We start from the raw sequence: 21,270 nt of genomic DNA on the forward strand, positions 1-21,270 counted from the left end.
CTTCTGGCAATGAGCATGGGGGAAGAGTCGGGCAACACCGCAGATCCCTGTCCGAGTGCGGCCGATTTTAGTGGCGGAAGTGGCGCATGCCGGTGAACACCATGGCAATACCGGCTTCGTCGGCCGCGGCGATCACTTCGTTGTCGCGCATCGAGCCACCCGGCTGGATCACTGCGGTGATGCCGGCCTTGGCTGCGTTGTCGATGCCGTCGCGGAACGGGAAGAAGGCATCGGAAGCCATGACCGCGCCCTGCACCTGCAGACCGGCGTGTTCGGCCTTGATCGCGGCGATGCGCGCGGAGTTGACGCGGCTCATCTGGCCGGCGCCGACACCGACGGTCTGGCGGTTCTTGGCGTAGACGATGGCGTTGGACTTGACGAACTTGGCCACTTTCCAGGCGAAGATCAGGTCGTGGATCTCCTGCTCGGTCGGTGCGCGCTGGGTGACGATCTTGAGGTCCGCCTCGGTGATCGTGCCGATGTCACGGCTCTGGATCAGCAGGCCGCCGTTGACGCGCTTGTAGTCCCAGCCCGGACTGCGCTCGGTCGGCCACTCGCCGCATTCGAGCAGTCGGACGTTGGCCTTGCTGGCGACCACATCGCGGGCTGCCTGGGAAACCTTGGGCGCGATGATCACCTCGACGAATTGACGCTCCACGATGGCCTGGGCGGTTTCGCCGTCCAGCTCGCGGTTGAAGGCGATGATGCCGCCGAAGGCCGACTCGCTGTCGGTGGCGTAGGCCAGGTCATAGGCCTTGCGGATGCCGCCTTCGTTTTCCGGTACGACGGCGACGCCACAGGGGTTGGCATGCTTGACGATCACGCAGGCCGGCTTGGTGAAGCTCTTCACGCATTCCAGCGCGGCGTCGGTGTCGGCCACGTTGTTGAACGACAGCTCCTTGCCCTGCAGCTGCCTGGCGGTGGCGACGCAGGCTTCGTCCGGCTTCTCTACGTAAAAGGCGGCCTGCTGATGCGGGTTCTCGCCGTAGCGCATGTCCTGCGCCTTGATGAACTGCATGTTGTAGGTGCGCGGGAACAGGCTGCGGTTTTCGGTGCTGAGCTGCTCGGTGCTCTGGTCGATGCCGCCGAGGTAGTTGGCGATCATGCCGTCATAGCCGGCGGTGTGTTCGAACGCCTTGAGCGCCAGGTCGAAGCGCTGGGCATAGGTCAGCCCGCCGTTCTTCAGGTTGTCGACCACTGCCGCGTAGTCCTCGGCGTTGACCACGATGGCGACATCCTTGTGGTTCTTCGCCGCGCTGCGGACCATGGTCGGGCCGCCGATATCGATATTCTCGATGGCGTCCGGCAGGGTGCAACCGGGCTTGGCCACGGTGGCGGCGAACGGGTAGAGGTTGACCGCCACCAGATCGATCGGCGCGATGCCGTGCTCGGCCATGACCGCACCGTCCAGATCACGACGGCCGAGGATGCCGCCGTGGATCTTCGGATGCAGGGTCTTCACCCGGCCATCCATCATTTCCGGGAAGCCGGTGTAGTCGGCGACCTCGATGGCGGCGATGCCATTCTCGCGCAGCAGCTTGAAGGTGCCACCGGTGGACAGGATCTCGACGCCAAGGGCTTCGAGTTCACGGGCGAAGTCGACGACGCCGGTCTTGTCGGACACGCTGATCAGCGCGCGGCGCACGGGAAGGCGGGTGGTTTGGTCGGTCATTGACGGTTCCTAGAGGCTACAGGCTTGAGGCCGCGAAGCTGGCAGGACCGGGCGACCGAGTCTGCCAGCTGTCGCTTCAGAGCAGGTCGTACTGTTTGAGTTTCTTGCGCAGGGTGCCGCGATTCAGGCCGAGCAGCTCGGATGCCTTGGTCTGGTTGCCCTTCACGTAATGCATCACGGTTTCCAGCAGCGGCGCCTCCACTTCGGAGAGCACGAGGTTGTAAACGTCCGTGACGTCGGCACCTTCGAGACGGGCGAAATAGTTGTGCAGCGCCTTCTCGACGCTGCCGCGCAACGTCTGCCCTGCTTCGCTCGGCGTGTTCAGGTGCTGCTTGAGGTTCACGTTGTCACTCACGGATGTTGTTCCACTTACCAATGTTTCATTCAACAGCGTCATGCGGCCACCTCTGTTCCATCCACCGAGCCAGGCCCAGAGCGTTGTTCGGCAAAGAATTGCCGGATGCTGGAGCCTTGCGCATCCCTGTCTTCCAGATGATTGAAACGGGCGCGGAAGTCCCGCGCGCCCGGCAGTGTTGCGAGATACCAACCCACGTGCTTGCGGGCGATACGAACTCCCATCACCTCGCCATAGAATTCGTGCAGCGCCTGAACATGTTCCAGCAGGGTGCTTTCGACCTCGCCCAGCGTCGGCGCCGCGAGCAACTCGCCGGTGCGCAGATAATGCTCCACTTCGCGAAAGATCCATGGGCGACCCTGCGCCGCACGTCCAATCAGCAGGCCATCCGCCCCAGTGACCTGGAGCACCCTGGCCGCCTTATGCGGCGAATCGATGTCGCCGTTGGCAAACACCGGAATCGACACCGCCTGCTTGATGGCGGCGATGGTGTCGTATTCGGCCTCGCCGGTATACAGGTCGGCGCGGGTGCGCCCGTGCACTGCCAGCGCCGCGATGCCGGACTGTTCGGCGATGCGGGCGATGGTCGCGCCATTCTTGTTCTGGCGGTCCCAGCCGGTGCGGATCTTCAGCGTCACCGGCACATCCACCGCGGCGACCACGGCCTCGAGAATGTCCGCGACCAGCCGCTCATCGCGCATCAGCGCCGAACCGGCGGCCTTGTTGCAGACCTTCTTTGCCGGGCAACCCATGTTGATGTCGATGATCTGTGCGCCCAGCTCGACGTTGCGCTGCGCCGCTTCGGCGAGCATCTGCGGGTCGCCGCCGGCGATCTGCACCGAGCGTGGCTCGGGTTCGTCGGCATGGGGCATGCGTAACCGCGACTTGCGGCTGTTCCACAGGCGCACATCACTGGTGAGCATTTCCGAGACCACCAGGGCCGCGCCGAAGCGGCGGCACAACTGGCGGAACGGCTGATCGGTCACGCCCGCCATGGGGGCGAGAATCAACCGATTCGTCAAGGTGTAGGGGCCGATGCGTACCGCTGACATGAAGATTCCCTGCTTGGGGCCTGCTTGTTAGGTCGATCGGGACTGCAAAAAAGGGTGGGCATAATACCCGCTACGCATGACGGGTTAAAGGCTGTTTTGAACAAATTCTGAACAGCGGCCGCCTTATCGCCGAGAGTTTGGATAACGGCTGACCCATGTCGAGGGGGGCCGGCCACCGGCCGGGATCGAGGGGTTCAGCTAGTCCGGAGAATGGAATCCCAGGCTGTAGTTCACCGCCTTCGCGCCGGGGTCGAGGATGTCCAGGGCAATGTGGATCGGGACCTGCGGCGGCATGATCGTCTGGCCGGCTAGCTCGCCGGACAGGTACTCGCTGGGTTTGAAGCTGCGGCTGGCCAGCAGTTTGCCGTTCAGGTCGGCGAAGCGGATTTCCAGCAGCGGAAAGGGCTGTGCAAAGGGGGCGCGGTTGTAGAGGATCGCATCGACCACCAGTGCTCCGGTGAAATCGGGGTGGCTGCGTACGACCAGGTTGCTGCTCTTGATCTGGCCGATATCGACCAGGGCCGGCAGTTCGCAGCCGAGGGTCGGGCAGATACGCTCGAACCAGGTGCGGTACTGATGCTGGCGCGACAGCTCGTCGTAGTTGTAGACGACGTATTGCGCACCCAGCGCGAGCACCGCGAGCAGGTTCAGCGTGCCCCAGCCGAGCCAGCGTCCCCAGGGCTTCTTGCGTTCCTGCCAGTCCAGTTGCAGCGGCTCGTCGTCGAGTTCGAACAGCGGCTCGCCGCGCAGTTCGGGTTCACGCTGGGGGATGACAGGGGCATCGGGCTGATCCAGGGGCTCGGTGTCCGGCAGGCTCAGGGCTGGCTCGACACGTTCGCTGCGTGCCTGTTGCGCCTTGGCGGCCGACAGCGGCCGGGCACTGACCGCAAGCGGGCTCGGTGGCTGCGGGGTATCGGCGGTGACCGGGGTGAAGCTGACTGGCCCGTCACTGCCAGGTACGGCGGACGCGGCGGTCTGCTCGGCATTCAGCAGGATTTCCGCCCAGCTTTCGTCGTGCTCGTTGGTGGCGGCATCCGACGCCCGCGCGGTCTTCGTCGAGCCGCTGCGGGTTTCCAGGCTGAGCAGGTCCTGCGACAGTTCGCGCTCCTGCTGCTCCAGTTTGGCCAGTTCCTCGTCCAGATCGAGGCTGTCCAGATCCAGGTCATCGTGGATCCACAGGGTTTCATCGGCCTTGCTGGTCGGCGCGGCGCCGGGCGTGGCTGCGACCGGGCGCGGAGTCTCCGCCTGCGCGGCGGTGGTCGCCGCGACCTGCCCCGGGGCCGGGCTCAGCTCGTCACGCAGCAGATGGTGGACTGCATTGAAGACTTCCAGGCAGGCGCCGCAGCGCACTGCTCCATGGGCCGCGCGGAGCTGGCTGCGGCTGATGCGAAAGCGGGTGCTGCAGTTGGGGCACTGGGTGATGAAGCTGGTCATGCGTGTTTCCGCGCGGAGGTGCCGGCTAGTCTAGCGCAAGCCGGCGGCGCAGCGGCAGTGGCCGCCGCGCCTGCTGTCCAAGTGTGCGGGGACGATCGCATGCCGCTGCACATCAGCTGCGACGAACGCCGCTGATGCGTACCCAGCCGTCCTTGTCGGCGGTCGGGTCGAGGTCGAAGGCGCCGCTGTAAGCCTCGCGAACCTCGTCGGCCTGTTCGGCGAGGATGCCGGACAGCGCCAGCCTGCCGCCCGGCTTGACCAGAGCGGTGATCTGCGGCGCCAGTGAGACGAGCGGCCCGGCAAGGATGTTGGCAACCACCACGTCGGCCGGTTCCTGCGGCAGCTGTTCGGGCAGGTAGAGGGTGAAGCGCTCCGGGGCGATGCCATTGCGCTCGGCATTGTCGCGCGAAGCCTCCAGCGCCTGCGGATCGATATCGGTGCCCACGGCCTGGTGAGCACCCAGCAGCAGGCCAGCGATCGCGAGGATTCCCGAACCGCAGCCGAAATCGAGCAGTGACCGGTCGTCCAGTGTTTGTGCGTCAAGCCATTCCAGGCACAGCGCGGTGGTGGGGTGGGTGCCGGTGCCGAAGGCCAGGCCGGGATCGAGCAGCAGGTTGACCGCGTCCGGCTCCGGTGCGGCGTGCCAGCTCGGCACGATCCACAGGCGATGCCCGAAGCGCATTGGCTGGAAGTTGTCCATCCAGCTGCGTTCCCAATCCTGGTCCTCGATCACCTCGGTCTGATGCTCGGGCAGGTCACCGCCGCGCAGAAGCTGCAGATGGGCGAGCAGCGCGTCGGGATCGGTATCGGCCTCGAACAGTGCCAGCAGGTGCGTATGCGACCAGAGCGGCGTGGTATTGAGGTCCGGCTCGAAGATCGGCTGGTCTTCGGCATCCATGAAGGTGACCGAGACCGCGCCCAGCTGCAGCAGCTGGTCTTCCAGCGCTTCGGCCTGATCGGGGGTGATGGCGAGTCGGATCTGCAGCCAGGACATGAAGGCCTCTCGAGTTGGGTCGCGGAAAGCGGGCAAGCTTACTGGAGCAGCAGGGGCGGCGGCCAGCGCGGCTTGCCCCAAACGGTCGGGCGGGGCGCAGAAACGACAAGGGCCGCCCGAAGGCAGCCCCTGTCATGCCGAGCCGAGGCTCAGTGCTTGTCCATACCCAGTTTCTTTTCCAGGTAATGGATGTTCACGCCGCCCTTGCAGAAGCCTGGATCGCGTACGAGATCGCGATGCAGCGGGGCGTTGGTCTTGATGCCGTCGACGATCAGTTCGTCCAGCGCGTTGCGCATCCGGCCCATGGCCTCGTCACGGTTCGCGCCGAAGGTGATCAGCTTGCCGATCAGCGAGTCGTAGTGCGGCGGTACCGAGTAGCCGTCGTACAGGTGCGAGTCGACGCGCACGCCGTTGCCGCCGGGCGCATGGAAATGCTTCACCTTGCCCGGGCTGGGCATGAAGGTACGCGGGTCTTCGGCGTTGATGCGGCATTCGACGGCGTGGCCGCGGATGACCACGTCTTCCTGCTTGATCGACAGCTTCTGGCCGCCACCGATCAGCAGCATTTCCTTGACGATGTCGATGCCGGTGACCATCTCGGTGACCGGGTGCTCCACCTGTACACGGGTGTTCATCTCGATGAAGTAGAAGTTGCCATCTTCATAGAGGAACTCGAAGGTACCCGCGCCGCGGTAGCCGATGTCGATGCACGCCTTGACGCAGCGGGCCTGGACCTTGCGGCGGGCTTCTTCATCGATCAGCGGGGCTGGGGCTTCCTCGATCACCTTCTGGTGGCGGCGCTGCAGCGAGCAGTCGCGATCGCCCAGGTGAATCGCATTGCCCTGGCCGTCGGCCAGCACCTGGATTTCCACGTGGCGTGGATTGGTGAGGAACTTCTCGAGATAGACCATCGGGTTGCCGAAGGCGGCGCCGGCTTCGTTGCGGGTCAGCTTGGCCGAGGCGATCAGGTCCTCTTCCTTGTGCACCACACGCATGCCGCGACCACCACCACCACCGGCGGCCTTGATGATCACCGGATAGCCTACTTCGCGAGCGATTCGCAGCGCTTCCTGCTCGTCTTCCGGGAGCGGGCCGTCGGAGCCGGGAACGGTGGGGACGCCGGCCTGCTTCATGGCGTCCTTGGCCGACACCTTGTCGCCCATCAGGCGGATCACATCGGCGGTGGGGCCGATGAAGGTGAAGCCGGATTTTTCCACCTGTTCGGCGAAATCGGCGTTCTCGGCGAGGAAACCATAACCGGGGTGAATGCCATCGGCGCCGGTTACCTCGGCAGCGGCGATGATGGCTGGAATGCTCAGGTAGGACTGGGCGGAGGAGGCCGGGCCGATGCACACGGACTCGTCGGCCAGCGACACGTGCATCAGGTCACGGTCGGCAGTGGAGTGCACCGCCACGGTCTTGATGCCCAGTTCCTTGCAGGCGCGCAGGACACGAAGGGCGATCTCGCCGCGGTTGGCGATCAGTACTTTTTCCAACATCGCTGGCTCTCCGCGGTTCAAACGATGGTGAACAGCGGCTGGTCGTATTCGACCGGCTGACCATTCTCCACCAGGATGGATTCGATGGTGCCGCTGATCTCGGCCTCGATGTGGTTCATCATCTTCATGGCTTCGACGATGCAGAGGATGTCGCCCTTCTTCACGCTCTGACCGACTTCGACGAACGGCTTGGATTCCGGCGAGGAGGCGCGGTAGAAGGTGCCGACCATCGGCGAGCGGACCACGTTGCCGTTCAGCTTGGGTGCGGCAGGAGCAGCGTCAGCAGCCGGGGCGGCAGCGGCGGCCGGAGCAGGCGCCGGTGCGGCCGGAGCCTGTGCGTAGATCGGCTGCTGCATCGCGACCTGCTTGCTGTGACGGCTGATGCGTACCGACTCTTCACCCTCGTGGATTTCCAGTTCGTCGATACCGGACTCTTCCAGCAGTTCGATCAGTTTCTTGACTTTGCGAATATCCATGAAGCGTTGACTCCCAGGTAAGTTCAAAGGGCATTGCTGCTCGCTTCTTCAAGACTCGACACCTGCGTCGAGCCCATCAGGAAGCAGCGAGTTGTTCCAGGGCGGCCTCCAGGGCCAGTCGGTAACCGCTGGCGCCAAGGCCGCAGATCACCCCTACCGCTACGTCGGAGAAATAGGAGTGATGGCGGAAAGGTTCGCGTTTGTGCACGTTGGACAGGTGCACTTCGATGAATGGGATGCTCACGGCCAGCAATGCGTCACGTAATGCGACGCTGGTGTGAGTGAATGCCGCAGGATTGATCAGGATGAAGTCCACGCCTTCGCTGCGCGCGGCATGGATGCGCTCGATCAGCTCGTACTCGGCATTCGATTGCAGATGCAGCAGATGATGGCCCGCGGCACGGGCGCGCTGCTCCAGATCCTGATTGATCTGCGCCAGCGTCACCGCGCCATAGACACCGGGCTCGCGGGTGCCAAGCAGATTGAGATTGGGGCCGTGCAGGACCAGTAGGGTGGCCATGGGTGTTCCTTGTTTTTCTGGGTACGCCGACGCGGCGGGGCAGGCCGGGTCGCGAGAGGGGAAAAACTATGCCCCAGGCGAGGGCTGACTGTCCAGTCATGTCGCGATCGAAGGAAATGCCCGCATTATGTCTGAAGATTCCGGCAATCATTCGTCGGCCGCGGGGATGTCTCGAGTATCTGCGACAAAGCGCGGGGATTGCGCACCGCACCTAGAGCAGAGCTGCTGCTCGATCCAGTCGCTCGGCGAAGCCGGAGGCGTCTATCTCGCCGACTACGCGGACCTCGTTCAGCTCTTTTCCGTCGCCACCGAAGAACAGGATGGCGGGCGGGCCGAACAGCTTGTAGCGGTCCAGCAGACTGCGCTGGGCGGCATTGCTCTCGGTGATATCGAAGCGGATTAGACGATAGTCGGTCAGGCGCGGAGCCACCTGCGGATTGGCGAAGACCTCGCGTTCGATGACCTTGCAGCTGATGCACCAATCGGCATACCAGTCCAGCATCAGCGGCTGGCCGGCGGCACGGGCAGCGGCCAGTTGCGCGTCCAGTTCCGCAGGCGTGGAAACCGTATGCCAACCTTCGCCCGCCTGGCTGCCCGGCGCGCTGCCGCTGGCCATCGGCAGCGGCCGCAGCGGATCGGAGCTGCCTTGCAAAGCGCCGACCCAGGCGGCAAGGGCGTAGACCAGCAGGGCCAGGCCGAGCAGCTGGGCAAGCTTCTGACGAGGCGTCTTGCTGGTGAGCTCCAGGGTGCCGAGGAACAGCGCGCTGCCCGCCGCCAACAACCCCCAGAGTGCCAGGGCGATGGGGCCTGGCAGGACGCGCTCGAGCATCCAGATCGCGACGGCCAGCAGCAGCACGCCGAAGAGGTTGCGCACGCCAACCATCCAGGGCCCACTCTTGGGCAAAAGGGCTCCACCACCGGTGGCGAACAATACCAGCGGCGCGCCCATGCCTAGGCCCAGGGCGAACAGCTTCAGCCCGCCGCCCACTGCGTCGCCGCTGGCGCTGATATAGAGCAGTGCACCGGCCAGCGGAGCGGAGACGCACGGCGATACCAGCAGGCTGGACACCGCGCCCAGCATCGCGGCGCCGGTGAACGAACCGCCGCGGGCGCTGCCGGCCAGACGGTCGAGGCGGCCGCTCAAGGCCTGCGGCAGGCGCAGCTCGAACAGGCCGAACATGGCCAGCGCGAAGACCACGAAGAACAGTGCGAAGGGCACGAGAATCCACGCCGACTGCAGGCGTGCCTGCAGATTCAGCTCGGCACCGAACACGCCCATCAGTGCGCCGAGTACGGCGAAACCGCCGGCCATTGGCAGTACATAGGTCACCGACAGCAGGAAGCTGCGCATGCCGCCGGGCTGGCCGCGCAAGACCACCCCGGTGAGGATCGGCAGCATCGGCAGCACGCATGGGGTGAAGGTCAGGCCTAGGCCGGCGAGGAAGAACAGCGCGATCGAGCGCCAGGACACATCGCGCTGGTTGGCCTCGCTGCCCGCGGCCGCGGAGCCTGGTGCCGCGCCATCGCCGATCGTGATCGATTCGGTTTCCGGGGGGTAGCACAGCCCCTTGTCGGCGCAGCCCTGATAGGTGACCTGCAGGGTAAACGGGCCGTTTTCGGTGTTGGTTACCGGCAGCTCGATATCGAGAATGCCGTAATAGGCTTCGATCTCGCCGAAATAGTCATCCACCTTGGCGACGCCATCGGGCATGCGTGGTTCGCCGAGGGTGACGTCCGCGTCGCTGCTCTGGAAGGCGAAGCGGTGGCGGTAGAGGTAGTAGCCTTCGGCGGCGACGAAGCGCAGGGTGATCCGCTCGGGGGACGCCTCGACCAGGCTCAGCTTGAACGCCTCGCGTACCGGCAGAAAGTCGCTGCTGTTGTTCAGCCCGCCGAAGCTCGCGCTGGGCTTGTTGTCGAACAGGCCGGCGTTGGCGGGTAACACGAAGAACAGAAGCAGCAGACTCAACAGACGAAGCATGGCGATCTCACGGTAAAGCTGTGGCGGCATGATACCCAAGCCCGGAGCTCGGCGCCCGTGCTCAACTGTCGCTCTGCCTGACAGTTTGCAACCAGATGCTGTCGTCCCGCTCGATCGCATCCAGTGGCCGTAGCGATTGCCCGGCGCAGGGGCCCGCCACGCATTCGCCCGATTCGATGAGGAACAGTGCGCCATGGGTGGCGCATTGGAGCAGGCTGCCGCTGTCGTCGAGGAACCGGTCGGGCAGCCATTCCAGCGGCACGCCCCGGTGCGGGCAGCGGTTCTCGTACAGGTAGGCCCGGCCATCCCGGCGAATCGCGATGATCTGCAGTTCGCCTGCGGTGAAACCGCGGCTCTGCCCTTCCGGCAGTTCGGATGTTGCGCACAATCGAATCATCTTGACCTCTCGCAGGAACGGCGATTATCCCGCAACCACTGCTCGTGCGCAGCCCGATGCTAACCGCGGGGTGGCGGCGCCGCCGACACGCTCTTATCCTTCGCCCCTCATCCGCCTGGCGAAGCATCCCTGATGGGCACTCGGGTTCCCGTACGTATTCTGTTTGTCGTACTCAGCGTGCTGTTGCTGGCAGCCGTCTGGCTATCGTTGGCGCTGGGTCCGTTGAGCCTGGCGCTGGACGACACCGCGCTGGCGGCGCTGCGCCTGCTGGGACTGTCGATCGGACATGATGATCTGCAGCAGGCAGAGTTGATCCTGGGCCAGATCCGGCTGCCGCGTACGCTGCTCGGCTGCGCCGCAGGTACCGTGCTGGCCCTGTGCGGCGTGGCGATGCAGGGACTCTTTCGCAACCCCTTGGCCGATCCCGGGCTCGTCGGGGTGTCCAGCGGCGCCGCGCTCGGTGCGGCTGCCGCGATCGTCGGCAGCACCTTCGTGCCCGCGCTGCCGCAGGTCTGGCAGCCCTATGTGCTGTCCATGTTCGCCTTCCTCGGCGGCCTCGCGGTGACCTTGCTGGTGTATCGGCTGGGGCGGCGCGACGGGCAGACCCGCGTCGCCACCATGTTGCTGGCGGGTATCGCCCTGACCGCACTGGCCGGTGCCATTGTCGGCCTGTTCACCTATCTTGCCGACGACACCACGTTGCGCTCACTGACCTTCTGGAATCTCGGCAGCCTGAACGGCGCCAGCTACGCGGGGCTATGGCCGCTGTTGCTGATCACGCTTGCCGTCGGCGGTTGGCTGCCACGCCGCGCAACGGCATTGAATGCTCTCTTGCTAGGCGAATCCGAGGCGCGCCATTTGGGTTTCGACGTCGAGCGCATCAAGCGCGAGCTGGTGGTCTGTACCGCGCTGGGTGTCGGCGCGGCCGTTGCTGCCGCGGGCCTGATCGGCTTCGTCGGCCTCGTCGTCCCGCATCTGATGCGTCTGCTGGTGGGGCCGGATCATCGGCTGCTCTTGCCGGCCTCGGCGCTCGCCGGCGCCACTTTGCTGTTGCTGGCGGATGTCGCCGCGCGGCTGGTGATCGCGCCTGCCGAGTTGCCGATCGGCATCGTCACGGCGCTGCTCGGCGCGCCGTTCTTTCTGTTCCTGCTGCTCCGGGAGCGTGTTTGATGCTGGTTGGCAGCGATCTGACGGTAAGGCGTGGCGCCATCACGGCGCTGGATGGGGTTTCTCTGCGCTTGCAGGCGGGACAGGTGTCGGGTGTGCTCGGCCCGAACGGAGCGGGCAAGAGCACCTTGCTGGAGGCTCTGTCCGGCGAGCTGAAAACCGCCAGAGGGCAGGTCATGCTGCATGGACGAGCGCTTGGAGGCTGGTCGGATCGCGAGCGGGCGCGTTGCCTGGCGGTATTGCCGCAGAGTTCGACGCTGAGCTTTGCCTTCCAGGTCGAGGATGTGGTCGCGATGGGGCGCCTGCCGCATTGCAGCGGCCGTCAGGCTGATGCTCGCATCGTGGCCGCTGCACTCCAGGCCGCGGATGCGCAGCATCTGGCCGGGCGCAGCTATCTGCGGCTGTCCGGTGGCGAGCGCCAGCGGGTGCATCTTGCCCGAGTGCTGGCGCAGCTCTGGCCGGGGGACGAGGGCAGCGTGCTGCTGCTCGACGAGCCCACCTCGATGCTCGACCCGGCACATCAGCACAGCATCCTCCAGGCGGTTCGGCGTTTCGCCGAGCAGGGCGGTGCCGCGCTGGTGATCCTGCATGACCTGAATCTGGCTGCCCGTTACTGTGATCGCCTGTTGCTGCTCAAGAACGGTCGCGCTCAGATCGCCGGCGCGCCGGACGAGGTGCTGCGCGAGGCGCCGCTGCAAGCCGTGTTCGGCCTGGATGTGCTGGTCCAGCGGCATCCGGAACGAGGTCACCCCCTGGTCATCGCTCGTTGAGGAGGTCTGTGGTGCGCATCATCGTTTTAGTGACAGTGGTCTTGCTGAGCGCTTGTAGCGTACTGCCAGCGCTGCCCGAGTGGCAGGGTCCGGAAGGGCGGGACCACGCCGATCTCGGCCTTATCGTCGATCTGCGCAATGACGCTGTGCTGACCCCGGCTCAGCTCGTCGTCAGGTTGCAGGACAGCGAGGCCCTGCTGGTCGGCGAGCGCCACGACAATCCCGATCACCATGCGCTGCAGCTCTGGCTGCTGCAGGCGCTGGAGCAGCAACGCCCGCAGGGCAGCCTGCTGCTGGAAATGCTCGAGCCCGGCCAGCAGGCGCGTGTCGACAGTGTGCGTCGAGACCTTCGCGCGGGCCATGCACCGGGCGATCTTGCCCAGGCGCTGGACTGGCAGAAGGGCTGGGACTGGAACCTCTACGGGCCTTTGGTCAGCCATGCGCTGATGCAGTCCTATCCGCTGTTGCAGGCAAATCTTGGACGCGACGAGATCATGTCCATCTACCGGGCCGCTCCCCGGTTGCAGGGGCGCGCTTCGGCAACGACCACGGTGAGGGATGCTCTGCTCGCGCAGATCGAAACCTCGCATTGCGGCATGCTGCCGGCAAGCCAGCTGCCGGCGATGCTGGCGGTGCAACAGCAGCGTGATCGACGCATGGCCGAACGTCTGCTCGCGGCGCCAAAGCCCGCGATGCTGGTGGCGGGGGCGTTCCATGTGCGGCGTGACCTGGGAGTGCCGCTGCATATCGAGGATCTGGCAAACATGCCTGTCACGGTGCTGATGCTTGCCGAGGTCGGCGAGAGGGTATCCGCCGAGCAGGCAGACTTCGTCTGGTATACACCGGCACAACCAGAGCAGGATCATTGCGAGCAACTGCGGCAGCGCGGCAAATAGCGCAGCTTTATCTGCCGCCAGCAGAAGACAGGCAAAAAAAGACCCGGCAGAGCCGGGTCAAAACCGTGATTAGCCTGATGAGGAGATAACCTGAAGGATCGACTGCCTGAGCCTTCAGCTATCGGCTGACCTCGCGATCAGTTGCGATAATAATAACAATTCTCATTTCTGCGTCAACAGGCATTCGTAAAAATATATGTGCGGCCGCGACGAGCGGATCGCTAGACGGCGACGTTGACCCGCAGGTGAGTGACTTCCTTGTTCAGCAGGTCGATGCGTCGGGCCATGCTCTCGATCAGGCTGTGGGCGATGCGCGGGTTGCTTTGCGTCAGGCCGAGGAACTGTTCCTTGGGAATGACCATGACAGTGCATGGCTCGCTGGCGACCACGGTTGCGCTGCGCCGCTCGCGGGTGAACACCGCCATGGCCCCGAAGATCTCGTCCTTCTGTACGTCGCCAACCTTTTGTCCGTCGACGATGGCTTCGGCGTGGCCTTCGATGATGATGAATACATTGTCCGCTTCGTCGCCCTGGCGAATGAGCTCCTCGCCTACGGCGAAATGCTTGAAGCCGGTAGCGGGGCGGATTTCCGGCTGCTTGAGGCGCGCCAGGGCGTCGCCCAGCAATGCGGTGTGACCGATCAGGTACTGAGTGAACAACTCCTGGCGGTGCTCGTCGGCATGGATGTGCTGGAACACGGCGTTGCGCGAGTAGGGCACCAGGCTGATGGGCTCGTCGCTGCAATAGCGACATTCGGGCAGATCGCTCGACTGGCGCAGGCCGACCAGATCGCCTTCCTGGAGGTAGAACAGTGGTTTGCCATCGATCAGCGCATGCAGCAGCCCGGTCTCGATAATGAACAGCTGTTGTGCAGGCAGCTCCGCGCACAGGTCGTCGGTGTGTTTGAGTTCAAGGTTGGGGCCCGATGGCTGCAGACCTTCCAGCAGCTGGGTGGGAATGGTTTGCAGGCGAGTGATCAGGCGATCGGCGTACGCCGGTTGCTCCCCGAGTAAATACATGTCGGTAATCCTTGAACGAAACGGGCAGACGATTGGCAGGGTCACGTCGGCGCACAATAGGCCTGGTCGGGCGAGCGAGTAAATCACGCCGCGCAGAGGTTGTGAGCTAGCTCTAGTTGTCGAGTTCGCTGCCCAGGTTCCGATTCAGTTCTTCCTTCAGCGGGGCCGGCAGTTGCTGCCAGGGCACGTCGCGCAGGGCGCCTTCGATGGCATACAGCAGCACCTTCGACGCGCCAAACCCACGTGCCTTCACCGCGCGATAGGAGCTCACCGCCCCCAGTCGGCGCAGATCCGCAGCAGTGTGGATGCCCGATGCGTGCAGCCACTGCACCGAGGTCTTGCCGAGATTGCGGAGCGAAAGCAGTTCGTCGTGCATGGCGGCATCCTTGCGGTGCTAGCGGTTGGGGAAGCCTGCAAGCAGGTGCAGCGGCCAGCGGATGGGTCGCCGCTGCTGGGGTGGCCCCCAGGCGGTCGCCAGTTCCGGCTCCAGCAGCGCGATGGGGTCGCGGCCATGTTGGCGTTGCCATTGTTTGACCGCTGACCAGGTGCGCAGGTAGCCAAGCAGCTCGGCAAGGTTCCAGTGCGCTTCGATGGCGAAGTCCGGCGTATCAGTGCGGGCGAACGGGAGTGGGATGTCGCTGTAGCCGGCATCGACGCTGGCGCGACCGGCGGGCCAGTAACCGTCGAGTGTCGTCCCGTAAAGCCGTCGAATGAGCGGGTCCAGCGTCGGCGATACCTCCAGCAGGCTGTAGCACCAGGCGCAGAACAGCCCACCCGGTTTCAGCGCTTGTCGCACCTGATCGAAAAACGCCGGCGTGGCAAACCAGTGCAGTGCCTGCGCGACGACCAGCAGGTCGAGCTGGCCGCTGCGAAGGGGCAGGCGCTCCGCCTGGGCGACGAAACGCTGTACGTCCGCCCAACCGTTGCCCGCGGCAAGTTGCTCGACGCTGGCATCGCAGGCCAGCACCTGGCGGAAGTGACTCCTCAGCGGAAGGCTGGCCTGACCGTTCCCGGCGGCCAGATCCAGCGCATTGTCGGTCGCCTCGCATTGACTGGCGAGCCAGGCAAAAAGCGCCTCCGGGTAGGTCGGGCGGTAACGGGCGTAGTCATCGGAGCGGCTGGAAAACAGCTGAACGCTGTCTCCGGCTCGGGAGAGGCGGGGTTCGCTGGCAGGCATAGGCATTCCCACGGTTGTTATACCGGGAGTATAGAGGCACCGCCGCGGCCTGCCCGCGACGGTGCCTAACGGTCAAAGCCCCGGCAGGCGCTGGCGGATGTTGGCGACCAGCTCGTCGAGGCTGCCGGCATCCTGTGTCTGGACCCGGCAGCTGTGCAGGCGCTCGCTGTCGCTCAGCGGCTCGCGGCTGGCCTGCTGTGCGCGGACCACCTCCATTGTCGCGTCGGACGGATCGGTGCCTTCGGCCTGACGCTGAGCGAGCCACTGGGCGATCACCGCTTCCGGAGCCTCGCAATCGAGGATGAGGAACGGCACGCCGGTCGCTTCGGCTGCCTGCCATGCCGCCTGGCGTTGCGACTGCTTCAGGTAGGCCGCGTCGATGGCCACGGCGAACCCGGCCTGCAGTGCGGCAGTCGCCAGCTGGTGCAGGTGGCGATAGGTCGCTTCGCTGGCTTGCTGGCTGTAGATGCCGCTATCGAGCTGGCCTGCCTGGGCCTCGGCCTGCTCGCCGTGCAGACGCTTGCGCTCGACATCCGAGCGCAGACGCACCGCGCCGAGCGCTTCGACCAAGCGTAGCGCGACGTGACTCTTGCCGACGGCCGATACACCGTGAGTGATGGCGAGGAAGCGGGACGGAATCGCGCTGTAGCTTTCGGCGAGATTGGCGTAACTGCGGTACTGGCGCAGGATAACCTTGCGCTGCACGGCGTCCTGCTCCTGATACAGGCGGAACAGGCTGACCTTGCCGCGAACCAACGCACGATAGGCCTTATAGAGGTTGAGCAGCGCTAGCGCGGCATAGTCTCCGGTGTGCTCCAGCCAGCCATTGATGAAGCGCCGGGCCTGGCATTTCAGTCCGCGATCCTCAAGGTCCATGGCCAGGAAGGCGGCATCCGAGGCGACATCGATCAGGCGGAACGGCTCGTTGAATTCGATGCAGTCGAACAGCACGACCTTGCCATCGATCAGCGTGGCATTGCCCAGGTGAAGGTCGCCATGGCATTCGCGAACGAAGCCTTGCTGGCAGCGCTGTTCGAGCAGTGGGCGCAGGCGCGTGATGCTGGTTTCGGTCCAGTCTTCGAGAGCGTCCAGCTGGCGCAGGTCTTCCGGCTCGCTGAGCAGCGGGCGTATCTGTTCGAAGTTCTGCCGCATCGGTGCGACGATCACATCGGCGCTGTTCAGCGCGTGGTCCGCCTGTACCTGCGGGGTGCTGAGGTGGAAGCTTGCGATCTGCTCGGCCAGAGCGTCGATATGCGCATCGGTCAGCTCGCCGCGGGCCTGGACCTCGGCCAGCAGTTGGGACTGCGGGAACTCGCGCATCTTCAGCACGTACTCGAAGGGATTGCCGTCGCCGCCGATCACCGGAGCATCAGGCGAGCCGGTGACAGGCAACACTTCCAGGTAGAGGTCAGGTGCCATGCGCTGGTTGAGGCGCAGCTCTTCTTCGCAGAAATGCTTGCGCGAGGCCAGATCGGTGAAGTTGAGGAAGCCGAAGTCCACCGGCTTCTTGATCTTGTACGCGTACTGGCCGGTGAGGATCACCCAGGAAATATGGGTTTCGATGACCCGAAAGCCTTCGGTGGGGTGCGGATACAGGGCAGGATTCTGCAGGGCGGCGATCAGTGCTTGGCTCACGGTCATTCCTTGTCGAAGTTCTTGAACGGGGCGTGCGAGTCCACTGCGAAGCAGTCCACACAGTCGTAAAGTCGCCGGCATTATGGCCGCTGAGCGTTGCGCTGCAAACCGCTGAGAGGCCGTCAATCCGCTGCGGCAAAGTGCGTATAATGCGCCGCCATGACTAAACCTCGCTCCCCCCGAAATCGCTCCAAGCGCCGCTCCAGTGGTGCTCGCCCCTGGTTGGGCTGGGCGGTCAAGCTCTCCATTGTCGGCCTGGTGATCCTGGCCGGTTTCGCCATCTATCTCGATGCTGTCGTGCAGGAGAAATTCTCCGGCAAGCGTTGGACGATTCCGGCAAAGGTCTATGCGCGGCCGCTGGAACTGTTCGTCGGTCAGAAGCTGGACAAGAACGACTTCCTTGCCGAGCTGGACGCTCTTGGCTATCGGCGCGAGCGCTCGGTCAGCGGCCCGGGCGGCGCTTCGGTTGCCGGCAACGACATCGAACTGCACACCCGCGGCTTCCAGTTCTACGAAGGCGCCGAGCAGTCGCAACGGTTGCGGGTCCGCTTCTCCGGCGATTTCGTTGCTGGCCTCAGCAGCGCCAACGGGAGCGCTCTGCCTGTGGCGCGTCTGGAGCCCGTGCTGATTGGCGGGTTGTATCCGGCGCACAACGAGGATCGCATCCTGATCAAGCTGGATCAGGTGCCGCCGTATCTGGTGGAAACGCTGGTTGCGGTCGAGGATCGGGAATTCTTCAATCACTTCGGTGTGTCGCCCAAATCCATCGCCCGCGCGGTCTGGGTCAACCTGACTGCCGGCCAGGTTCGCCAGGGTGGCAGTACCCTGACCCAGCAGTTGGTCAAGAACTTCTACCTGACCAACGAGCGCAGCATGACCCGCAAGATCACCGAAGCGATGATGGCGGTGCTGCTTGAGCTGCATTACGACAAACAGGAAATTCTCGAGGCTTATCTGAACGAGGTGTTTCTCGGTCAGGATGGTCGTCGCGCGGTGCACGGGTTCGGCCTGGCCAGTCAGTACTTCTTCGGTCAGCCGCTGGCCGAGCTGAAGCTGCCGCAGGTGGCGTTGCTGGTCGGCATGGTCAAGGGGCCAACCTACTACAACCCGCGGCGCAATCCCGAGCGTGCCTTAGAAAGGCGCAATCTGGTGCTCGATCTTTTGGCCGAGCAGCAGGTCATCAGCGCCGATGAGGCGGCCAAGGCCAAACAGGCGCCATTGGGGGTAACCCAGCGCGGCAGCATGGCGGACAGCTCCTATCCGGCCTTCCTCGACCTGGTCAAGCGGCAGCTGCGAGAGGACTATCGGGACGAGGACCTTACCGAAGAAGGCCTGCGCGTCTTCACCAGCTTCGATCCGGTGCTTCAGCTGAAGGCCGAGCAGGCCATGAGCGAAACCCTCAAGCGACTCGGCAAGGCCACCGAGGGCGTCGAGGGCGCGATGATCGTCACCAATCCGGAAACCGGTGAGATCCAGGCCATGCTGGGCAGCCGCCAACCAGGCTTTGCCGGCTTCAACCGGGCACTGGATGCCTCACGACCGATCGGTTCGCTGATCAAGCCTGCCATCTACCTGGCCGCACTGGAGAAGCCCAGCCAGTACACGCTGACCAGTCTGCTCGAGGATGAGCCCTTCTCCGTGAAAGGTGCCGATGGGCAGGTCTGGAAGCCGCAGAATTATGGGCGTCAGGCCTATGGAACGGTGTACCTGTATCAGGCGCTCGCCAATTCCTACAACCTGTCGACCGCGCGGCTCGGGCTCGATCTGGGCGTGCCGAACGTGCTTAAGACGCTCGAGCGCCTGGGTGCATCACCCAAATGGCCGGCTTACCCGTCGATGCTGCTGGGGGCCGGCGGCCTGCGTCCGATCGAAGTGGCCGACATGTATCAGACGCTTGCCAACGGTGGCTTCAACACCCCGCTGCGGGGCATTCGCAGCGTGCTGACCGCCGACGGCGAGCCGCTCAAGCGTTATCCGTTCCAGATTCAGCAGCGCTTCGATCCGGGTGCGATCTACCTCACCCAGTACGCCATGCAGCGCGCCATGCGCGAGGGCACTGGGCGCTCGGCGTACAACCGACTGCCGCAGTCGCTCAATCTGGCCGGCAAGACCGGCACCACCAACGATTCGCGTGACAGCTGGTTCGCCGGCTTCAGCCAGGATCTTCTGGCAGTGGTCTGGCTGGGGCGTGATGACAATGGCAAGACGTCTCTGACCGGGGCCACCGGGGCGCTGCAGGTATGGACCGACTTCATGCGACGGGCCGACCCGCTGCCGTTGCAGATGCCGGTTCCGGACAATGTCACCTACGCCTGGGTCGATGCCCGTAGCGGACTGGGTACCGACGAACGCTGCCCGGATGCCGTGCAGATGCCCTATATTCGCGGCAGCGAACCGGCGCCGGGGCCGGGCTGCGGCATACAGGCCCCTGCAGAGTCGGTCATGGATTGGGTGCGTGGCTGGTTGCAGTGATGGTGCAGCCGACGTGCATTCCGTGCTTTTTTGTGAAGAGGTCAGAAAGTGAATAAGCAGTGGATAGCTGTTGTAGCAGCAGTGGTTCTGATCCAGGGTTGCGCGACGGTGGACCGTCGTTCGATACCCGTCGTCGACGCCGGCGCGCCTGTTTCCGAGGAAATGGCCGCGCGGCAGGCCTATCGCGCACCCGCTGCCACGGCCGCGGCCCAGGTGCCACGGCAGCAGCAGGAAGATTCCGGTGTCGTGGTGATGGTGCCGCAAGGATCATCGGCGCCCCTTGAAACCTTCGCAGCGCCGGACGTGCCTTTTTCTTCTTCCAGTGGCGCCGCCAGTGGTTCGCAGCCAGCCTGGCAGCCCGCACCATCGATCTCCGCACCGCCCAGCACGCCACAGCCAAGCATGCCCAGCGGCATTCCTTCCTCAGGTAGCGGTCTGGCGGCTGACGAGCAGCTTGATGGCCCGGTCCTGGCGTTGCTCACCACCGCGCAGCAGCAGCAGGGCGGCGGCGACCTGAACGGTGCCGCCTCGAGCCTCGAGCGCGCTCAGCGCATTGCGCCACGCGAGCCGCAGGTGCTTTACCGTCTCGCCCAGGTCCGTCTGGCTCAGGGCGACGCGACCCAGGCCGAACAGTTGTCACGTCGAGCGTTGAGTTACGCCAGTGGTCGGCCAGCCTTGCAGGCCAGTCTCTGGGAGCTGATCGCCCAGGCGCGTGAGCGGCAGGGCGACAGTGCGGGTGCGGCCCAGGCCCGTGAGCGGGCCAAGGTCAGTCTGTGATGGATCGCCGGCTGCCGGAGATTGCCCAGCAGCTGCTGCTGATCGAGCGCGAGCTGCGGGTGCTGGGGCTGTGGAGTGTGGATTCGCCGGCGCCAGAGGCTCTGGCCAGCGTGGAGCCGTTCTGCGTCGACACGCTGCGCTTCGAGCAGTGGTTGCAGTGGATTTTCCTGCCGCGGATGAAGGCCATCGTCGAGGCAGATCAGCCTTTGCCTGCCGCCTCCGGCATCTGCGCCATGGCCGAAGTGGTCTATCGGGAGTCCCAGGTGGTGACGCTGCTTGAGGCCCTGCGCGGCTTCGATGCGCTGATCGACAGATCTTCACGCTAGCGCCGCGTTTGGCGGCGCCAGTTGCTCAGATGGCGCTCAGTTGCAGTTTTCCGCAATCTTGTCGCGGGTTTCCGAGATTCGCGCCTGTCGCTCTTCCTCGGTGACCCGCCGCGTTTCACCATTCTCTTCGACCCGCACGCGCGGATTGTTCTGCAACTGGGCCAGGTTGGTACGCAGGGTTTCGCAATAACGCTTGCGCTCGGCCTCCTGCGCGGCCACTTGCTGCTTGACCTTGCGGTCAATGGTGCGCTGGTCGGGTTCGGCGTCGATTTCCTGTACCGCCGGTGCCGGCGGCGTTGCCGATTTGCCTGGCGAGACGACCGTGTTCACGGTTTCCACCTGCTGCCCCTGCGGCGGCTGAGCGCCAAAATGCGTGACGCCCTGGGCGTCTACCCATTTGTACACCTGGGCCGCCATGGCGTTGCCACAAAGGGCCAGCATCAGGCCGCTCGCAAGAAACATCAATCGCATGCTGTTACCTTCATCGGGTCGGAAAACGGCCTCCACTATACCCAAAAGACAGAGCCGCGCTTCTGCGCCCCGTCACAGCTCGAGGTTGGCCAAACGCAACGGCAGGCTTGACTTGCGGGTGCCGAATCCGAACAATCCGAGGCTTGCTGTCCTGAGTCGCCTCGCCGCAAGCGATACCGGCTC

General features: G+C 64.7%; 21 protein-coding genes. 6 read left to right on the forward strand and 15 right to left on the reverse strand.

The window, feature by feature from the left end; genetic code table 11:
- Positions 1 to 67 precede the first annotated feature (67 nt).
- The 10 genes from purH to VF716_RS12990 all read right to left on the reverse strand — a co-directional run bounded on the left by purH (position 68) and on the right by VF716_RS12990 (position 10,377).
- Complete coding sequence (gene purH, locus VF716_RS12945) at positions 68 to 1,672, reverse strand: bifunctional phosphoribosylaminoimidazolecarboxamide formyltransferase/IMP cyclohydrolase (protein WP_108242252.1); 1,605 nt, start codon at positions 1,670 to 1,672, stop codon at positions 68 to 70.
- A 76-nt stretch (positions 1,673 to 1,748) separates the two neighbouring features.
- Entirely contained in the window at positions 1,749 to 2,069 is a 321-nt protein-coding gene (gene fis, locus VF716_RS12950) for a DNA-binding transcriptional regulator Fis (RefSeq protein WP_003279911.1), read from the reverse strand.
- Positions 2,066 to 3,079 (reverse strand): tRNA dihydrouridine synthase DusB, encoded by a 1,014-nt coding sequence (gene dusB / locus VF716_RS12955; protein ID WP_019406993.1) that lies wholly within the window; start codon positions 3,077 to 3,079, stop codon positions 2,066 to 2,068. Before dusB ends, fis begins: the two co-directional genes overlap by 4 nt.
- Positions 3,080 to 3,277: 198 nt before the next feature.
- The gene (locus VF716_RS12960) at positions 3,278 to 4,513 is read right to left on the reverse strand and encodes a DUF3426 domain-containing protein (protein ID WP_197861139.1); all 1,236 of its coding nucleotides are present in this window, start codon (positions 4,511 to 4,513) and stop codon (positions 3,278 to 3,280) included.
- A 112-nt stretch (positions 4,514 to 4,625) separates the two neighbouring features.
- The gene (prmA, locus tag VF716_RS12965) at positions 4,626 to 5,507 is read right to left on the reverse strand and encodes a 50S ribosomal protein L11 methyltransferase (RefSeq protein WP_320893010.1); all 882 of its coding nucleotides are present in this window, start codon (positions 5,505 to 5,507) and stop codon (positions 4,626 to 4,628) included.
- 149 nt (positions 5,508 to 5,656) lie between these two features.
- Entirely contained in the window at positions 5,657 to 7,006 is a 1,350-nt protein-coding gene (gene accC / locus VF716_RS12970) for an acetyl-CoA carboxylase biotin carboxylase subunit (RefSeq protein WP_440552734.1), read from the reverse strand.
- 17 nt (positions 7,007 to 7,023) lie between these two features.
- On the reverse strand, positions 7,024 to 7,482 hold the full coding sequence (accB, locus tag VF716_RS12975) for an acetyl-CoA carboxylase biotin carboxyl carrier protein (protein ID WP_011914337.1): 459 nt from the start codon (positions 7,480 to 7,482) through the stop codon (positions 7,024 to 7,026).
- 76 nt (positions 7,483 to 7,558) lie between these two features.
- On the reverse strand, positions 7,559 to 8,002 hold the full coding sequence (aroQ, locus tag VF716_RS12980) for a type II 3-dehydroquinate dehydratase (protein ID WP_011914336.1): 444 nt from the start codon (positions 8,000 to 8,002) through the stop codon (positions 7,559 to 7,561).
- Between the two features lie 211 nt (positions 8,003 to 8,213).
- The gene (locus VF716_RS12985; protein ID WP_440552735.1) at positions 8,214 to 10,010 is read right to left on the reverse strand and encodes a protein-disulfide reductase DsbD; all 1,797 of its coding nucleotides are present in this window, start codon (positions 10,008 to 10,010) and stop codon (positions 8,214 to 8,216) included.
- 31 nt (positions 10,011 to 10,041) lie between these two features.
- Positions 10,042 to 10,377, reverse strand: a complete 336-nt coding sequence (locus VF716_RS12990; RefSeq protein ID WP_108242250.1) for a Rieske (2Fe-2S) protein — start codon at positions 10,375 to 10,377, stop codon at positions 10,042 to 10,044.
- Between the two features lie 132 nt (positions 10,378 to 10,509).
- Here VF716_RS12990 and VF716_RS12995 point away from each other — a divergent pair, with 132 nt between their 5' ends.
- Genes VF716_RS12995 through VF716_RS13005 form a run of 3 tightly spaced genes read left to right on the forward strand, consistent with a single transcriptional unit; the run spans position 10,510 to position 13,210 of the window.
- The gene (locus VF716_RS12995; RefSeq protein ID WP_017245543.1) at positions 10,510 to 11,547 is read left to right on the forward strand and encodes a FecCD family ABC transporter permease; all 1,038 of its coding nucleotides are present in this window, start codon (positions 10,510 to 10,512) and stop codon (positions 11,545 to 11,547) included.
- Positions 11,547 to 12,314: a heme ABC transporter ATP-binding protein gene (locus tag VF716_RS13000; RefSeq protein ID WP_017245542.1), complete on the forward strand. Its 768-nt coding sequence runs from the start codon at positions 11,547 to 11,549 to the stop codon at positions 12,312 to 12,314. Before VF716_RS12995 ends, VF716_RS13000 begins: the two co-directional genes overlap by 1 nt.
- An 11-nt stretch (positions 12,315 to 12,325) precedes the next feature.
- Positions 12,326 to 13,210: a ChaN family lipoprotein gene (locus tag VF716_RS13005; RefSeq protein WP_440552736.1), complete on the forward strand. Its 885-nt coding sequence runs from the start codon at positions 12,326 to 12,328 to the stop codon at positions 13,208 to 13,210.
- A 221-nt stretch (positions 13,211 to 13,431) separates the two neighbouring features.
- On the opposite strand, the gene VF716_RS13010 is transcribed toward VF716_RS13005, so the two are convergent.
- The 4 genes from VF716_RS13010 to VF716_RS13025 all read right to left on the reverse strand — a co-directional run bounded on the left by VF716_RS13010 (position 13,432) and on the right by VF716_RS13025 (position 17,041).
- Positions 13,432 to 14,229 (reverse strand): Crp/Fnr family transcriptional regulator, encoded by a 798-nt coding sequence (locus VF716_RS13010; RefSeq protein WP_013983838.1) that lies wholly within the window; start codon positions 14,227 to 14,229, stop codon positions 13,432 to 13,434.
- A gap of 112 nt (positions 14,230 to 14,341) precedes the next feature.
- Positions 14,342 to 14,605, reverse strand: a complete 264-nt coding sequence (locus VF716_RS13015; protein ID WP_011914329.1) for a TfoX/Sxy family protein — start codon at positions 14,603 to 14,605, stop codon at positions 14,342 to 14,344.
- A gap of 18 nt (positions 14,606 to 14,623) precedes the next feature.
- Positions 14,624 to 15,406 (reverse strand): class I SAM-dependent methyltransferase, encoded by a 783-nt coding sequence (locus VF716_RS13020; protein WP_061373080.1) that lies wholly within the window; start codon positions 15,404 to 15,406, stop codon positions 14,624 to 14,626.
- Between the two features lie 72 nt (positions 15,407 to 15,478).
- Positions 15,479 to 17,041 (reverse strand): AAA family ATPase, encoded by a 1,563-nt coding sequence (locus tag VF716_RS13025; RefSeq protein WP_440552737.1) that lies wholly within the window; start codon positions 17,039 to 17,041, stop codon positions 15,479 to 15,481.
- Positions 17,042 to 17,200: 159 nt separating this feature from the next.
- Between VF716_RS13025 and mrcB the strand changes: the two genes are divergently transcribed.
- Genes mrcB through VF716_RS13040 form a run of 3 tightly spaced genes read left to right on the forward strand, consistent with a single transcriptional unit; the run spans position 17,201 to position 20,616 of the window.
- A complete protein-coding gene (gene mrcB, locus VF716_RS13030) occupies positions 17,201 to 19,513 on the forward strand; it encodes a penicillin-binding protein 1B (RefSeq protein ID WP_011914326.1) in 2,313 nt (770 codons plus the stop codon).
- Between the two features lie 48 nt (positions 19,514 to 19,561).
- Positions 19,562 to 20,290, forward strand: coding sequence for a tetratricopeptide repeat protein (locus VF716_RS13035; RefSeq protein WP_014597559.1), 729 nt, complete (start codon positions 19,562 to 19,564; stop codon positions 20,288 to 20,290).
- A complete protein-coding gene (locus tag VF716_RS13040; protein ID WP_061373082.1) occupies positions 20,290 to 20,616 on the forward strand; it encodes a YqcC family protein in 327 nt (108 codons plus the stop codon). The genes VF716_RS13035 and VF716_RS13040 overlap by 1 nt, the downstream gene beginning before the upstream one ends.
- A gap of 36 nt (positions 20,617 to 20,652) precedes the next feature.
- On the opposite strand, the gene VF716_RS13045 is transcribed toward VF716_RS13040, so the two are convergent.
- Positions 20,653 to 21,087, reverse strand: a complete 435-nt coding sequence (locus VF716_RS13045) for a DUF4124 domain-containing protein (RefSeq protein WP_279648219.1) — start codon at positions 21,085 to 21,087, stop codon at positions 20,653 to 20,655.
- Positions 21,088 to 21,270 lie beyond the last annotated feature (183 nt).

Origin of the sequence: Stutzerimonas sp. Brlt_14 (genome assembly GCF_051948915.1) — a bacterium.
GTDB classification, from domain to species: domain Bacteria; phylum Pseudomonadota; class Gammaproteobacteria; order Pseudomonadales; family Pseudomonadaceae; genus Stutzerimonas; species Stutzerimonas stutzeri.